General features: G+C 62.9%; 11 protein-coding genes. 3 read left to right on the top strand and 8 right to left on the bottom strand.

Annotated elements, in window-relative coordinates; all coding sequences use genetic code 11:
• The first annotated feature begins 27 nt into the window (after positions 1 to 27).
• Complete coding sequence (locus BFP89_RS24965) at positions 28 to 252, top strand: YgdI/YgdR family lipoprotein (RefSeq protein ID WP_057722473.1); 225 nt, start codon at positions 28 to 30, stop codon at positions 250 to 252.
• 132 nt (positions 253 to 384) lie between these two features.
• On the opposite strand, the gene BFP89_RS24960 is transcribed toward BFP89_RS24965, so the two are convergent.
• From BFP89_RS24960 to BFP89_RS24925, 8 genes are all read right to left on the bottom strand, one after another.
• Positions 385 to 1809, bottom strand: a complete 1425-nt coding sequence (locus BFP89_RS24960) for a polyurethane esterase (protein ID WP_065888120.1) — start codon at positions 1807 to 1809, stop codon at positions 385 to 387.
• Positions 1810 to 1986: 177 nt separating this feature from the next.
• Complete coding sequence (locus BFP89_RS24955; protein WP_065888119.1) at positions 1987 to 5106, bottom strand: autotransporter domain-containing protein; 3120 nt, start codon at positions 5104 to 5106, stop codon at positions 1987 to 1989.
• Positions 5107 to 5262: 156 nt separating this feature from the next.
• Positions 5263 to 8220, bottom strand: coding sequence for an autotransporter serine peptidase EprS (locus BFP89_RS24950; RefSeq protein WP_065888118.1), 2958 nt, complete (start codon positions 8218 to 8220; stop codon positions 5263 to 5265).
• Positions 8221 to 8254: 34 nt separating this feature from the next.
• A complete protein-coding gene (locus BFP89_RS24945) occupies positions 8255 to 9595 on the bottom strand; it encodes a TolC family outer membrane protein (RefSeq protein WP_065888117.1) in 1341 nt (446 codons plus the stop codon).
• Between the two features lie 2 nt (positions 9596 to 9597).
• Positions 9598 to 10890, bottom strand: coding sequence for an HlyD family type I secretion periplasmic adaptor subunit (locus tag BFP89_RS24940; RefSeq protein ID WP_065888116.1), 1293 nt, complete (start codon positions 10888 to 10890; stop codon positions 9598 to 9600).
• A 91-nt stretch (positions 10891 to 10981) separates the two neighbouring features.
• The gene (locus BFP89_RS24935) at positions 10982 to 12724 is read right to left on the bottom strand and encodes a type I secretion system permease/ATPase (RefSeq protein WP_065888115.1); all 1743 of its coding nucleotides are present in this window, start codon (positions 12722 to 12724) and stop codon (positions 10982 to 10984) included.
• 103 nt (positions 12725 to 12827) lie between these two features.
• On the bottom strand, positions 12828 to 13184 hold the full coding sequence (locus BFP89_RS24930; protein WP_065888114.1) for a protease inhibitor Inh/omp19 family protein: 357 nt from the start codon (positions 13182 to 13184) through the stop codon (positions 12828 to 12830).
• 47 nt (positions 13185 to 13231) lie between these two features.
• The gene (locus tag BFP89_RS24925; RefSeq protein WP_065888113.1) at positions 13232 to 14665 is read right to left on the bottom strand and encodes a serralysin family metalloprotease; all 1434 of its coding nucleotides are present in this window, start codon (positions 14663 to 14665) and stop codon (positions 13232 to 13234) included.
• Positions 14666 to 15153: 488 nt separating this feature from the next.
• Between BFP89_RS24925 and BFP89_RS24920 the strand changes: the two genes are divergently transcribed.
• Both BFP89_RS24920 and BFP89_RS24915 read left to right on the top strand, forming a co-directional pair.
• Entirely contained in the window at positions 15154 to 15657 is a 504-nt protein-coding gene (locus BFP89_RS24920) for an NUDIX hydrolase (RefSeq protein ID WP_065888112.1), read from the top strand.
• A 199-nt stretch (positions 15658 to 15856) separates the two neighbouring features.
• Positions 15857 to 16129, top strand: a complete 273-nt coding sequence (locus BFP89_RS24915) for a DUF1652 domain-containing protein (RefSeq protein ID WP_065888111.1) — start codon at positions 15857 to 15859, stop codon at positions 16127 to 16129.
• Positions 16130 to 16387 lie beyond the last annotated feature (258 nt).

The raw sequence follows: 16387 nt of genomic DNA, 5'->3' as shown, positions 1-16387 counted from the left end.
ACTTTTCAGGGTTAAAAGGTAAGGGTAATGAACATGAAGAATTTGGGTCTTCCGCTGGTTGCACTCACTTTTCTGGTATTGGCCGGTTGCTCCACGCAAACGGTGGTCACGTTGCAAAACGGCACACAGTATCTGACCAAGGACACACCCAACGCCAAGACCGCCGACGGCTTCTACGAATTCACCGACATCGCCGGCAAGCGTATTCGTATCAAGGCCGATGATGTGGCGACGGTGCGCAAGGAACAATAATTTCAGGCTGGCCTATATCAAATGTGGGAGGGGGCTTGCCCCCGATAGCGGTAGGTCAGCTACATATAAGCAGGCTGATACACCGCAATCGGGGGCAAGCCCCCTCCCACAGTTTTAACCGCGTTCCAATAGTCAGCCGATCATAATCCCCTCCCCTGACAAACTGCTCACCCCCACCAGTGTCACCGAGTCGGCGCCGAAGCTGATCACCGTATCCCCGCCGACCAGCTTGGCATGATCGCGATAGTCCGCGCTGCCCTGCACGTCCGTGAAGACCAGCTTGTCCGTCGCCTGGTAGCCCACCACGCGATCATTGCCAAAATGCCCGCTGAACAGGAAGGTGTTATGCCCGCCGCTGTCGCGGATCGTGTCATTGCCTTTGCCGCCCTCGATAAAGTCCGCGCCCTTGCCGCCCTGGATCAGGTCGTCGCCGTGACTGCCGATGATGAATGTGTCGCCCTTGTGCGCTTCGGCATTGCGGTTGAGGTCTTGCACCCAGGTGGTGGCCCGCGCGGGGTCGGACAGGTTGGCGACGATCACCGTGGAGTCGCGGGTCATCTGCTCATAGAAGCCGGAGTCGAGAATGCGCGTCATGCCATCGCCGTAGCCGGTGGGCAAGTGCGACACCCAGGTCGGCAGGTTGAGGATGGAAAACGGCAGCACGTTCCACAACGATGACGCGTAGTGGTCGTTGAAGCTGACGATATTGTCGGTGGTGGACTCATGGGGTTTGTCGTGCACGCCCAGGGACGACAGGTTGAACGATGCGCCATCCAGCGCACGGAACACCGGGTCATTTTCGTAGCCCACGTTCAGCACTTTGTCACCGCCGCTCTGGGTCGGCGAGGCATAGGCCACATAGTTGGCGTCCTTGTAGAAGCCCGCCCATTTGCTGTCGCTCAAGTCGGCCATGCTGTTGACCGCCAGCCCACCGAGGCTGTGACCGCTGACCAGCACATCCTGGCCGCCGAGGCCGTGGGCACCGGCAAACTCGGCAACGTTCTTGAGCAAGCCGCCGAAGGCTTCGCCGACGTAGTTTTTCGCGTAGTCCTTGGGCCCGAACGCGGCGAGCAGGTCGCTGATGACATCGCCGATCGAATCGCTGATCAGGTGTTCACGCGGCCCGGACGTGCCGCGAAAACCGATACCGATTTCCAGCAATTTGCCTGCGTCATCGTACTTGCCCAGCACTTCGACCTGGGCCGTGGTGTAGCCGGGCTTTTCGCCGAAAAACGTCCCCCGGGCGTCGACCTTGCCGGTGTAGCCGAGGCTGCTGGCGCTGATCGGCGTCCAGCCGGCTTGCTGCACCGCGTCGAGGGCGGCTTTTTCCGAGTCCGGGTTCCATGGAATGCCGGGAATGACCCCCTGGGAATCGGTACTGCCCAGCAGGGCCTGCACCAGCGTGGCCGGTAAACCCAGGCCCAGGCCGTTGTGTTGATACCCCACGGCGTAGCCATTATCCAGGTTGTGATACGCATACAGCGTGATCGCCATCGCATCGGCGAACAACGTCTTGGAGCCCTCGGTCCCGAGGTTTTTATAGTCAAAGATACCCATGGCACTGCCTCTCTGTTGTTGGATTTGTCGAGAAAGCGAAACACCTCTTGTCCATCACCCACTGTAGGAGCGAGCTTGCTCGCGAAGATCGTCAACGATGACGCGCTCTACCTGAACAACCGCGCCGCACTTGAGTTTTTCGCGAGCAAGCTCGCTCCTGCCGTGGTTTTTAACGCGTCAGAACGCCCAGTCCAGGCTCAAACCGACGCCATGCACTTTTTCCTTGCTGGCCAGCAAACCGTTGTAGTCGAAGTTCACCCGCGCATCCTTGCTCAGCGCCAGGCTCACCCGTGCCCCGACCAGGGCGGCATCGCGCACCATCGGCGCGCTTTCCACCGCGAACGAGGGACCGCCGGAGGCAAACGCCAGGTGCTGCTCGGCGTCCGTGCTGCTCAGGTTGTGCTGCCAGCCCAGGGTCCCGGACACCTCCAGTTGCTGATGATCATTGACGTTGAAGGTTTTCAAGGCGCGCACACCCAGGGTGCTCAGCACCAGGTCGCGGCTGTCGTCGCCACTTTTCAGCGCAGCGGCACCGCCCTTCTCTTTGAAGCTGTCGGTGTCCAGGTGCACGTAGGCCAGGTTGGCGAATGGCTCAAGCGCCAGGGGTTGCAGGTTGATGCGGTACGCCGCCTCGGTGAACACCTGGGTGCTGTGGGCATCGACCTTGGCTTTCTGCTTGCCGCCGACATCGCCGTATTGCAGGTCACGCTTCACATCGGCGCGGTGCCAGCTGTAGGTTGCGCCGCCACTCAGGCGCCAGGCGCCGATTTCATGCCCGGCATAGGCACCGAAGTGGTAGCTGTCGACCGAGGCACGGCTATGGGTGTCGCTGCCCATGTTCAGCGACGTATCGCTGTAGCCCGCCACCAGGCCGATGCGCGTTGCGTCGTCGAGGGCACCGTCCACGCCGGCCAGCATGCCGCCGATGGACGTGGTGTAGCCGGCCGTGTCGCTGCGGCTGTCGGTCTTGCCCCAGGCCCCCAGCGCTTTTACCCACACATTGCCACGGCTGTCGATGGCCTGGCTGGTCGCGCCCATTTCACCGTTGCGCAGCCGCTCGCCGACCGCTTCGCGCACGTAGCGGCTGTCATTGACCAATGCAGTCTCCAGGGCTGGATAGACTTCGCCACTCAGTTGCTGGAACGCGCCCTGTGCCGAGGCGGCCGTCGGGGCCAGCAGCAGGCTTTCATACACGCCGTTGCCCGCGCCCAATTGCTCGGCGGCTGCGGCGACGGCGCGCTGGTTCGGCGTCGCGGCCACGCTGGCGAAGCTGTTGGTGCGTGCCACATCCAGCTGCACACCGCCCGCCGCATAGTTCAACGTGCCGCCGATGAACAGGTAGTCCGGCAGTACCGCACCGAAGCGGCCGGTGACACCGCCCGCCGCTTGCAGGATGGTGTACTGGCGGCCGATCAGGCTTTGCGCCTGGGTCGCGCTGAGCAAGGTCGGGCTGTTTTCCAGGGCCAGGGTCACGGTACCGCCATTGAGCGTGGCGGTGCCGCCGGCGACGATGCGGTCGCTGCTGGTGGGCGACAATTCCACCGCATAAGTCGAGCCTGCATCGAAGGTGACATTGCCCGCTACGTTCAGCGTGCCGATGGAGTTGCCCGGCGCCACGGTGCCGCCGCTTCTGGCGGTCAGCGAGCCGATACGCCCCGAGCCACCGACCACGCCGCTCTGGCTGACGGTCACGTCGGAGGTGAGCGAGCCGTTGATCGCCAGCAAGCCCTGGTTGACCAGGGTCGGGCCGCTGTAGGTGTTGGCGCCGGTCAGCACCAGGGTGCCAACGCCCTGCTTGGTCAGGCCGCCATGCCCGGCGATGTCATTGCTCCACACGTCCAGCCCGCAATGGATGTCGGTGCACACGCGCTGGGTCGGTTTGCCGGCATCCACCACCGCGCCAATGCCCGGCAGGTCGGCGACGAACTGGCCACTGCCATAGGCGCCGTCGATGCGGAACTCGGCCGGAATATCGTCGGCGGTAACGAACATCCCCGGGCCGTTGACCGCCTTGCCCAGGTTGATCATGCCCCAGCCATACAGCGAGTCGATGCCCGGCGCGCCAAGGTCGGTGGCGGTGGTCTTGAGCAGCGTGGAGATCTGGTCGCCGCTCATGTACGGGAAGCGCTCCATCAGCACCGCCGCACTGCCGGCCACATGGGGCGCGGCCATGGAGGTGCCGTTGAAGTTGGCGTAATCGTTGGTGAGGTTGTCCAGGTTGGTGCCGTTGATGATCGAACTGAAAATCTTCGTACCCGGCGCCGCTACGCAGAAACTCGCCGCATAGCCACAGCGCGAGGAGAAGGTGCTGATCACGTAGGGGTTGGCGCTCGTGGTGTCCGGGTTCTGCTGCAGGGCCGCCACCGACAGCCAGTTCGGCGCAATCTGCGGCACGAAATACGCCAGGCCCGAGATCGCATCCGGGTTGTTGCGGTTGTAGTCGTTACCGGCGGCAAAGATGGTCAGCACACCGCTGCGGGCCGCGTCGATCGCTCCTTGATAGGCACCGCCGGCAATCGTGCCGAGGATCGGCCGGATGTTGTTGAACTGCGCCTGGGCTTCATTGACCGTGAAGTTGGGGAACGCCGGATCGCGCCCGCCCTTGGCGTACTGATCGCCGATGCCGATGCCCCAGCTGTTGTTGATGATGCGCGCGCCGCTGGCGACCAGCGCATCCCAACCGGCTTTGTACACCGCGCCATCGTTGCCCAGGATGATCCCGTCTTCCGGGCCGGGGTCGCCGTTTTCGGCGCTGATGATTTGTGCGTTGAACGCCACGCCATGCATCGGCCCGCCGTCGCGGTTACCCGCCGCAATGCCGCCGACATGGGTGCCGTGGTTGCCCAGCTTGCCGTTGGAGCCCAGGGACGGCGTGCCGTCATAGCGAAACGCATCACCGGCCTTCACCGGGATGTACGGGTCGGTGTACTGGCGGATGCCCTCGGTGACGATCGTCACCACTTTGCCCGGGCTGGCGAATTCCGGATGCTGGGCGTACACCGGCTGGTCGAAGATGCCCAGCTTGACGCCCTTGCCGGTGTAGCCGGCGGCGTACGCGGTGTCGGCGTGCACGGCGCCCAGGCCCCAGTCGGCCTTGAACTCGTTGCTGCGCCAACTGGCGGCATCGCCCGGCTTGCCGGTTTCCACATAGGGTGCGGCCTGGGCGGTTTGCATGCTTGCGAGGCCGCTGGCCAGGCAGCACAGCAACGCGCCGTACGGCACGCGGCTCAACGCCTTGAGCGGATAGCCCGGGCCTGTGTGGAGGGCAATGGTGAACCCTGACTTGCGTTTTTTCACGGTGACCTTCCTTAGTTTTCTTATTGCCAGTAGGTGAATCACTTTCCCTGTGGGAGGGGGCTTGCCCCCGATAGCGGAGTGTCAGTCGCCGGATGTACCGGCTGACCCACCCTCATCGGGGGCAAGCCCCCTCCCACATTTGATTTGTGGTGTGCCTTAGAACTGCCAGTTCAGGCTCAGCCCCACGCCCTGGGTTTTCCCGCGCCCGTCCAATTGGCCGTTGTAATCCAGATTGACCCGTGTCGACGGGCTCAGCGCCAGGCTCGCCTGCAGCCCTACCAACGCGGCGTCGCGCAGCAACGGTGCGCTGCGCACGGCAAAGGACGGCCCGCCGGCGACAAACGCCAGGTGTTCCTCGGATTCCACCGCCGTCAGGCTGTGTTGCCAGCCCAGCGAGCCGGACAGTTCCAGTTGCTGGTGGTCGTTCAACGCCAGGGTTTTCAGGGCGCGCACGCCAAGGGTGCCGAGCACCGCATCACGTCGGTCATCGCCGCGCTCCAGGGCCGCGGCCGCGCCTTTTTCGTGGAACGAGTCACTGTCCAGGTGCACGTAGGCCAGGTTGGCGAAGGGTTCCAGTGCCAGCGGTTGCAGGTGAATGCGGTACGCCGCTTCGGTGAACAACTGCGCGGTGCGCGCCTCCAGCTTGGTCTTTTGCTTGCCGCTGACCTCGCCGTATTGCAGGTCGCGCTTCACATCGCCGCGATGCCAGCTGTAGGCACCGCCGACACTCAAGCGCCAGTCGCCCAGCTCACGCCCGGCATAGGCGCCGAAGTGGTAGCTGTCGATGGACGCCGAGGAATGGGTGCCGCCGCCCATGTTCAATGAGCTGTCGCTATAGCCGGCGACCACACCGACACGGGTCTGTTCGTCCAGTGCGCCGTCGACACCCGCCAGCAAACCGCCGAGGGAGGTGGTGGAACCCGCCGTTTCACTGCGCGCATCCGACTTGCCCCAGGCGCCCAGGGCCTTGAACCACAGGTTGCGTTCACCGGCCACCGGCACATGGCGCAGGCGCTCGCCCACCGCGTCGCGCAACTGGCGGCTGTCGTTGATCAACATCGCGCCCACGGCCGGGTAGATTTCACCGGACAGTTGCTGCAAGCCCTGTTGCGCCGTGGCAATCGAGTCGGATTGCAGCAGGCTTTCGTACACCGGGTTGCCGGCCCCCAACTGCTCGGCGGCCGCGGCGACGGCGCGCTGGTTGCGGGTGGCGGCGACGCTGGCGAAGCTGGCGTCATTGCGCCCCACCGCCAGTTGCACGCCGTTGGCGGCGTAATCCAGCGTGCCGCCGAGGAACAGATAGTTCGGCAGCACCTGGCCGAACTGGCCCTGGATACCGCCGGCCGCCTCGAGAATCGAGTATTGCCGGCCGATCAGGCTCTGGGCCTGGCTCTGGCTTAATAATGTCGGGCTGTTTTCCAGGGCCAGGGTGACGGTACCGCCCCCCAGCACGGCCTTGCCGCCGGCGATGATGCGGTCGCTACGGGTGGGGGTGAGTTCAACTGCATAGGTGGAGCCTGCGCCCAGGTTCACATCCCCGGCTACCTGCAAGGTGCCCACCGAGTTACCCGGCGCCACGCGCCCGCCGCTATTGACCGACAGCGCACCGATCCGCCCGGAGCCGCCGAGGGTGCCGCTGTCGTTGACCGTTACGGCCGAGGTCAACGCGCCGTTCACCGCCAGCAGGCCGCCGTTGACGGTGGTTGGGCCGCGATAGGTGCTGTCGCCGCTGAGCACCAGGCTGCCCGCGCCGGATTTGATCAGGCTGCCTTCGTACACGCGGTTCGCCGCTGCCTGATCACGCGCGCTGCCCACGGCGTAGTCGGTCTGGTCCTGCTGGCTGGCGCTGGCGCTCAGGCCGTTCTGCCAGCCTTTATCGAGCAGGGTTTGCTGCCAGGCGCTGTGTTCGGCGCGGTCTTCGGCCTGACGCTGGAGCAAGGCCTGGTCGGAGATGCCATTGCTCCACACATCGCCCTGCCCGGCGGCGAGGTTCACGTTCATTGCGCCGAGCAACTGCCCCGGCCCGTGCATGGCCCGGCCGAGGTCCGGCACGCCCCAGCCGACGATGGCGTTGGGGGCCTGGGTGATTGAGCCGTCAAGCTGCGTGGCGGTGGTCAACAGTACCTGCAGCGCCTGTTCGTTGGTCATGTAGGGATAGCGCTCCATCACCAGCGCCAGGGCGCCGGTGGCATGGGGCGCGGACATCGAGGTGCCGGATTTCACCCCATAACCGCCGTCCGGGATGGTGCTGTTGATCAGCGCACCCGGGGTGGATATGCACCAGTACTTGGCGATGCCGCACTTGTTGTACTTCTGGTTGTTGGCCTTATCCAGCCCCGACACCGCCAGCCAGTGACCTTCCAGTTCCGGCTGGAAGTACGGCAGCGCCGAGCGCACGCTGGCATTCGCATAGCCGCTGTTGCCGGCGCTGAACACGTTGATCACGCCGGCCTTGGCCACATCCGCCGCCGCGTCCAGCCAGGTACCGCGGTTGTAGTGCTGGGCGTAGGCCGCGTGCAGGTCACCGAGGGTCTGGTAGCTGACGTCCTTGGGTTGGCTGCCCCAGCTGTTGTTGATGGCGCGCACGCCGGAGTCCACCAGGGCGCTGTACACCGTCTTGAAATACTTGGGGTCCGGGGTCGGGCCGAACAGGAAGCTGTCGTTGGCGTTGGTGTTGCCGACGTAGACCTGTGCGTTGTACGCCACGCCATGCATGCCCACGCCGTCGCGCGCCGCGCCCATGGTGCCGGTGACGTGCGTACCGTGGGAGTCGTTGTTCGGGTTGAGCGCGCCCGTGGTGCTGAAGGCACTGCCATCGACGTACGTGCCGCTGGCGGTGACCGGGCGGAAGCGCTCTTTGGACGCTTCGGGGTGATTGGCGTCGAACCCCGAATCCAGCGCGCCGATTTTCACGCCCTTGCCGCTGATTCCGGCGGCATAGGCTTCATCGGCCTTCATGCGCCCCAGGCCCCAATCGCTCTGGTATTCGGCGGAACGCCAACTGGCGGGGTTACCCGCTTGGCCGGTCTCGGTGTATTGCGCCTGCGCCGCAACGGACAACAGCAGCAATGAGCCTGCGGTGAAGGGTTTGAACCGTGGTGAATCGGTGATCATCCGTACACTCCTGTTTTATTGTTATGTCGTGCCCCTACCGCGTTCGCTCCGGGCCGAAGGCTTCGTCCACCTTGGCCAGGTCGGTGTCGCGCAGGTTGCCCGCGTAGTAATGCAATTTGGTCCAGGCCATCAGGTAGTCGTACCGCGCTTGGGCGAGGTCGCGGCGGGTGCTGTAGAGCTGTTGCTCGGCGTTCAACGCATCGAGGTTGACCCGCTCGCCGCCGAGGATGCTTTGCCTGGTCGACACCACCAGTGCCTCGGCCGAGGCCAGCGCCTTCTGATAGGCGCGCAGCTTGCTCACCCCCGACAGGCACGCGCTGAACTGGCGACGCAGTTCGATCAGGGTTTCGCGGGTCTTGCCTTCCAGTTCGTACTCGGCCTGCTCCATGGCGCGGCTGGCCTGGCGCGTGGAGGCCGAAATAGCGCCGCCGGCATACAGCGGCAGGCTGACTTCGACGCCGATGGTGTTGGTGTCGTAGCGCTGGTTGTAGGTGTTGCCGCTGTCCGATTCCTGCTTGCGCGAACTGGCATAGGCGGTAATTTTCGGCAAGTGCCCGGCGCGGTTGCGCTCCACTTCATAGCGCGCCACTTCCAGGGACTGGCGCTGCGAGGCCAGCACCGGGTTGTTGGTCAATGCCAGTTCGTGCCAGGTGGCGTAGTTGGCCGGGCTCAGGCTGAACGCGGCGAAGCTCTGGTTCAGCGGTGCGAGGTCGTCGATATTGACGCTTTGCACACCGATCAGCGCGCCCAGTTCGCGCAGGGAGGCATCCTGCTCATCCAGGGCCTGGATCTCTTCGGCGGTGGCCAGTTCATAGCGCGATTCAGCTTCCAGGATGTCCGTGCGGGTGCCCTCGCCCGCCTTGAACAAGTGTTCGTTCTGCTGGAACTGCTGCTCGAACGCTTTCTTCTTGGCGCGGGCGATGTCGATCTGGTCCTGGGCGAACAACGCCTGGGTGTAATAGCTCAACACCCGCACCAGCAGGGCCTGGCTCTTGTCGCGAAAGCTCTCGTCGGCAAACAGCGCCTGGGCCACGCCCTTGCGGTAGTTGGCGTAGGCTTCGTAGTCGAACAGCGGCTGTTGCAGGCTGAAGGTGGAACCGTAGCTGTTGTAGTTGCGGTCGTCGCGATAGCTGCCGCCACGGCCGTCGGGCAGGTGCGCTTCGGAATTGTTGCGGCCCTTGTTGTAGTTGTACGACAGCCTCGGCAGCAGGCCGGCGCGGCCGATGGTGCGGTTTTCCAGGCCGGCGTCGCGCTCCTTGATCGCGCCGAGGAACACCGGGTCGTTGCGCAGGGCCTGCTCGTACACATCGAACGGGCCCATGGCGGCGTGGGCACTGGCGCAAGTGAACAGCAAGGCGATGAACACAGGCTTCATGTTCATTCCTCGGTCAACGCGGAGCCGGCGCGGTCCAGCAGCGGCTTGAACAGATAGTTGAGCAACGAGCGTTCGCCGGTGCGCACGAACATCTCGGCGGGCATGCCCGGCTTGATCACCAGCCCGTGGAGTGTTTCCAGCGCCGCCTCGCTGACCGTGGTGCGCAGCACGTAATACGGCGCACCGGTCTTTTCATCGAGCATCTGGTCGGCGGAAATCAGGCTCACCTCTCCCGGCACGCGCGGGGTGCGGCTCTGGTTGAAGGCGGTGAAAAGGATGTCCACCGGCAAGTGCGTGCCGACCTTGTCCACCAGGTGCACCGGCAAATGCCCTTCCACTTCCAGGCGCGTGCCTTGGGGCACGATCTCCAGCAACGTTTCCCCGGCCCGCACCACGGCGCCCTCGGTGTGTATGCCGAGGTTGACCGCGATGCCATCGGCCGGCGCGTTGATTTCGCTGTGCTGCAGGTCGAACCCGGCGGAGGTGAGCTGCTGCTCCAGGGTCAGGCTGCGCAGCTGCGCGTCGGCCAATTGGCTGCGCACTTCCTTCTGGTATTCCTCGCTGTGCTGCTGCAATTTGAGGCGCGACTCGACAATACCCTGCTCGATGCGGCCACTCTCGCCGGCGTTTTGCGCCAGGTCCTGCTGCACCTGGGACAACTGGCGCTGGTAGTCCATCAGACGGTTGCGCGGGATATAACCGTTGTCGGCCAGCGGTTGCAGGCTGCTCAGCTGGTCGCGCAGGGATTGCGCCTGGGCGGTCAGGTCGCTGCGGGCACGGCGCATGCCGCCCAACTGCGACGTGGCGCCGTCGATGCTCGCCCGAATGCCGGCCTGCTCACGGGCAAAGGCTTCGCGGCGGCTGCTGAACAGTTGGCGCTGGCCTTCAAGTACCAGCGCCAGGGCCGGGTCGGGGTTGTCGCTCAGTTGCGCGGGGAAGCTGACGCCGGGCAAGTTGTCACGTTCACTCTGCCAGCGTGCGGCGCTGGCCCAGGCCATACGATACTGGGCTTGCAGCGATTGCACGTCGGCCTGGTGCTGGGTCTGGTCGAGGCGAAACAGCGGCTGGCCTTGTTTCACCACCTCGCCTTCGCGCACCAGAATCCGGCTGACCACGCCGGGGCTGAGGGTCTGCACGGCCTTGCGCTTGCCCGACACCACCACCGTGCCCTGCACCGGAATGCCTTGATCCAGCGGCGCCAGGCTGGCCCAGAGGAAAAACCCGCCGGCGCCGACCACGGTCAGCAGCCAGCCCATGCGCACGAAGAAGCGCGCGTCGTGTTGTTCGTAAATCATGCACGTATCCTTACTGCTTGACGCAAAACGTGTAGGAGCGAGCTTGCTCGCGAAAAGCGCACAGGCACTGTGGGTATCCAATCGGAGGGCGTCATCGTTGACGACTTTCGCGAGCCAGCTCGCTCCTACCGCCGGTTTTTTCCCTGGGTGCCTCGTGCTGGCCGGACAACGCGCGCAGCACGTCCTGGCTCGGTCCGAACGCCTGCAACTGGCCTTCGCTGAGCACCAGCAATTTGTCGGCCTGGGCCAAGGCGGAGGAACGGTGCGTCACCAGCACCACGCTGCTGCCCTGGGCCTTCATCTGCATGATGGCGCTGGCCAGTGCGGCTTCACCAACGGTGTCGAGGTTGGAGTTGGGCTCATCCAGCACGATCAGGCGCGGCCCGCCGTACAAGGCGCGCGCCAGGGCCACGCGTTGCTTCTGCCCGCCGGACAGGCCGCCGCCGTTGTCGCCCAGAACGGTGTCGTAGCCCTGGGGCAGGCGCAGGATCAATTCATGCACCCCGGCCTGCTGCGCCGCCTTGACCACCTGTTCCGGGTCGGCTTCGCGAAAGCGCGCGATGTTGTCGGCGATGCTGCCGCTGAACAGTTCGATGTCCTGGGGCAGGTAGCCGATATGGGGGCCAAGGTCATTGCGGTCCCAGCGGTGAATATCCGCGCCGTCCAGGCGCACGGTGCCGGCCAGGGTCGGCCATACCCCCACCAGCACCCGGGCCAGGGTGGACTTGCCCGAGCCCGAAGCGCCCAGCACGCCCAGCACTTCGCCGGCGCCCAGGTTGAAGCTGACGTGGTGCAGGGTCGCCAGGCGTCGACCGGGCGGGCCGGCGCTGACCTGCTCGAAACTGACCTGGCCCTTGGGCGCAGGCAAGGCCATCTGCTCGCCTTCCGGAGGGAACTCACGCAGCAATTCGTCGAGGCGCTGGTAGGCCAGCTTGGCCGAGCTCCATTGTTTCCATACCGCGATCAGCTGGTCGATGGGGCTGAGGACCCGGCCCATCAAAATGGAGCCGGCGATCATCATCCCGGCAGTCATATCGCCCTTGATCACCAAAAAGGCGCCCAAACCCAATACCAACGATTGCAGGCACAGCCGCAAGGATTTGCTCAGGGAAGTGATCACCGAACCGGTGTCGCTGGCCTGGTTCTGCAAGCCGAGGAACTGCGAATGTACCGCGAACCAGCGCTGGCGCAGCGCACCGAGCATGCCCATGGCCTGGATGGTTTCGGCATTGTGCAGATGGCTGGTGGCCAACTGCGTCGACTGCTGGGAAAAACCGCTGGCGTCACCCAGCGGCTTTTTGGTCAGGTACTCATTCAGGCAGGCCAGGCCGATCAGCAGCACCGCGCCCGCCGTGGCCAGTACGCCAAGCCACACGTTGAACAGGAAAATCACGAACAGGTAGATGGGAAACCAGGGCGCGTCGAAAAACGCGAACAGCGCAGGCCCCGTAATGAACTGGCGAATGTGGGTCAGATCGCCCAGGGATTGCCCCGCATGCCCCTGCCCGCGTTGCAGGTTGCGTTCGAAGGCGGCCTGGTAGACGCGCAAGTTGAACCGTCGCTCCAATTGGCTACCGATGCGGATCACCACAAAACTGCGGATCACTTCCAACAAGCCAATAAAGGCAAAGAACCCGACGACCATCAGCGTCAACATCACGAGCGTCGTTTCATTCTGGGAGGACAGCACGCGGTCGTACACTTGCAGCATGTAAATCGATGGCACCAGCATCAACAGGTTAATCAAGGCGGTAAAACAGCCAATGCTGATCAAGATGCTCTTGTATTCACCCAGCGCCTTGAACAAGGGCGCAACAGCTTGGGGCTTGGCCATATCTTCTTATCTTCCCTGAACCCGGATAACGCGCAATAGTTGCCCAACCCCTGATTAAGGCGCGGCCAACTAACAAATGAAGTTATAAGCTTATAACTGGAAACTAAGGCGTGCGTCGCAATGCAACTACCGCACCGGATTTAGTGCGCCCCTCATACTCGCCTTCCGCCTGGCGGTTCAAGTGCGTGATCCCGCTGCCTTCGGCATTCATCAGCCAGATACCGTCCGGGGTGGGCGACCAGGTCAGGGGCTTCTCACCCAGCCATTGCGCCACGCACGCTACATCGCCGCCCAGGCGGTTGGCCTGCTCTTGCAGGTCCAGCGCGCACACCTGGTCACCCTGGTGCAACTGCCAATGCCCCGCCAATTGCGCGGTGCTGGGTAAAACAAGACTGCTCGCCATTGCATGGGCTCCTGCCGACACGATCAAAAGGGTCAACCACTTGGAAAAACGCTGCATCGTCTGGCTCCATCCTGGAACGCGGCGCCTGCGCGCCGCGCTTTACATCACGCCACGATGTCGCTGGCAGCCGCCTGGCCAACGGTGGTGACGAGGAAATCCGCCACGCCGTGCCCGGAGAAGTCCACCGCCAACGTACCCAGGTTGGTACCTGAGGCGTAGGACAGAACTGCGTCGCCGGCATGCCCGGTAAACGCATTGACGAAGGTCACGCCCGCACCCTTGGTGATACCGGACAGGTCGATCTTGTCCGAACCCGAGGTGAAGTCAAAGATCTTGTCTGCGGCCCCTGGCCTGGAGTCGGAACTGGCACCGTACACGAATGTATCGCTGCCGGCGCCGCCCCACAGTTGGTCCGCACCGCCACCGCCGTAGATGAGGTCGTTGCCGGCCCCGCCCTTGATCAGGTTGGCCGCCTGGTTACCAATGATCAGGTCATTGCCCGCGCCGCCGAACGCGTTCTCGATGGTGACGCCCTTGGCAATGGACACGTTGCCCACCAGGCCGCCAACGTCGGAGAACGAGGTCGCATTGAGGTTGATCTTCTGGTTCTGGGTAAAGCCGGAGAAGTCCAGGGTGTCGTTGCCGCCACCGTCCCATACCGAGAACACCAGCTTGTCGGCATTGGATGTGGCGCTGAGGAAATCACGCCCGGTGTTGGAGTTGAAACCGTAGGTGGTATCACCGGCGCGGGTGTTGACGTTGGCACCGTAGAGCTTCTGGATCGCGGCAATGTCGTCGATCAGCGGACCGGAAGCATAAGCCTCGACCCCGCCCTTGCTGAAGTTCTGGTTGGTGTTGCTCTCGCTCCAGTAACTCATGAGGCTATAGCCACGCGTGTCCTGTCCATAGGTCGCGTCTTTATAGCTCGGGTTGCCGTTCCCGGCGTTGTAGTCGCCAGGGTGAGCCAGGCCCAGGGTGTGACCGATTTCGTGGGTCAGGGTCTGCCGGCCATAGTTGTTCAGGTCCGGCGCCTTGTTCTGCGTGTAGCTGTTGTTGGTCAGGTACCACGAGGTGCCGTCGTAGCCTGCGCCGGTGCCGGGCAGGTAAGCGAACGCCGCCGCGCCGTCCTGGCCACCGCTGTAGTTGCCGAAGGTCATATGCCCGTCGCCGCCGGAGGCCTTTTCGGTAAAGGTCACGTTGGCCACATCCGACCAGGATTGCATGGCCAGCGCGGCCTGTGCTTTCTGCTGGGCGTTGAATTGGCTGAAGCCCGAGATGCCATGTTTGTTCATGGTGCTCTGGGTAGCCGAGGTGAGGAAGGTGTAGGTCAGATCGATCTTGCCGTTGCCATCAAAGTCCCGGTACGCGGCGCCATCCCGCAGCAGCTGGGTGGCTGCCTGGTCCACGCTGTAGGACGGTTTGCCATTGACCGTGAGGTTGCCGCCACGGTCGTACAAATGGCTGAAGCTATCGATTTGCGAGTAAGCAGTGCTGGCTTGCGCGGCAGATACAATAGCCTTGTCTTTTACTTTTGACATAAACGTACTTCCTTGTTTGCAAGTGCATCAGTCTTTGTTCGATAGGAACCTCGCGGGCGAGGATAGTCCTATCACTCACCTCTTTTGAAGGCGTAAGAAAACTGACACAACTTGAAATCTTTCGTCTACACATATTTCACTGATGAAAAGGTGATGCAGGTTCAACATAGGAAGTCTCGCGCAGTATTTATTGGGCGTGCTTGCTCATTGCGCGCCTAATCTAAGCCCAGCGTTATTTAAATATTAAATAGCGCTAAAGCGCTTTAACTCAGCGCCGTACTTGAATAATGGATCCAATATATTGACACGGTGGCATAAGCAATATTAATGAGCCACTATCTGCAGATTAAAGTATCACTGGTCTGCCCCCGGATGCCGGGACACGGGCCAACTTGACGGGGATTGAAGAGAATCAATGTCAGGTATACCTCGTATATCAGCGAACTCTCCATTAGCGTTGAACGCCGTGATCAAAAAGGAACCCCTGCATGGACCCCTGTGATCTGCCCTGCCGAAAGAATGTCCGGGCCCTCCTGCTCAATCCACATGATCAAATTCTATTGATGCAGGTGACCCTGCCTGACCGGACCTTCTGGTGCACCCTGGGTGGCGGAATCAAGCCGGACGAAAGCCTTCAAGACGCCGCACAACGTGAGCTGTTCGAGGAAGCGGGATACCGCCCCGAAGAACTTTCTCAAGGGCGCCTGGTGTGGACGGGAAAACATACATTAATGCGTAATGGCACGCCGGTTCTTCTGGATGAGTCCTTTCTGCTCTATCGGGCTACCCGCGTCGACTTCACGACACGGCATCAGACCGACGAAGAGAAAGCCGTGGTCAAGGAGATGCGCTGGTGGAGCGTCGAGGAAATCAATCACACCGAACAATTCATCGTGCCACCGCGCCTGGGACATTACCTGCAACGCCTGCTCACTCAAGGCCCTCCCGCTTCCCCAGAGCTGATCCAGTTAGCGGATGAGTCAGGACGTTGACTTGATTTGCAACGACGTGTCGCCCATGCCGTGGCGTCTCTCGCCAGCCTGGCGGCCGGCAAGACATGATCCAGGTCAAGGAACCGCCGAACGGACCTGAAAAAGTCGCCTTCCCTTTGCGAACGAATGCTATTTTTAGTGCTCGACACCAGGGCTATTGAAGGTCCTGGCCCCTGCCGCGAGCTAAAGGAAGCGCTCAATGAACAAGGTGGGCAATATGAACAAAGTGACCTTTCCCAACGCGTGCCAGTTGATGCGCTGGCATTTTCATCCGATGGGCTTCGAAGGGAGCATGGACGCCCCCGGCAGCATGGTGGCCCGCCTGTTCGATCGGACCAGCGGCGAGACACTGATCGCCATCGCCGGCATTCCCTGCGCCACTGTAATGAACGCCGCCGATGTGGAGCGCATCATCGAGGCAGTGGAAGATGAGCTCGAGAGTTTTGTACCGCCGCTGTCATTGCGGGCTTGATCAATTACCGCAGGCCAATGAGATCCAATTGTGGGAGGGGGCTTGCCCCCGATGGCCATAGGTACCTACACAACTCAGCAGCGCCCAACAGTAACCACGATGCGAAGCGAGCCGCTCTTGATCTTGATCTGCTTTTGATCCTAGGCGCCCCGTTAAACCACGCGGGCCGAACGCAGGCTTGAATCCGTGGGTAACCCGGCAGGACGCCGGGTTAGCCGCACTGGGCCATGGATGGCCCATTGCGGCGGCCCACGGATT

The sequence above is a fragment of the Pseudomonas sp. 31 R 17 genome, from assembly GCF_900004915.1.
GTDB lineage: Bacteria > Pseudomonadota > Gammaproteobacteria > Pseudomonadales > Pseudomonadaceae > Aquipseudomonas > Aquipseudomonas orientalis_A.
Note: the sequence above shows the minus strand (reverse complement) of the source record. Positions and strands in the feature narration are given on the sequence as shown.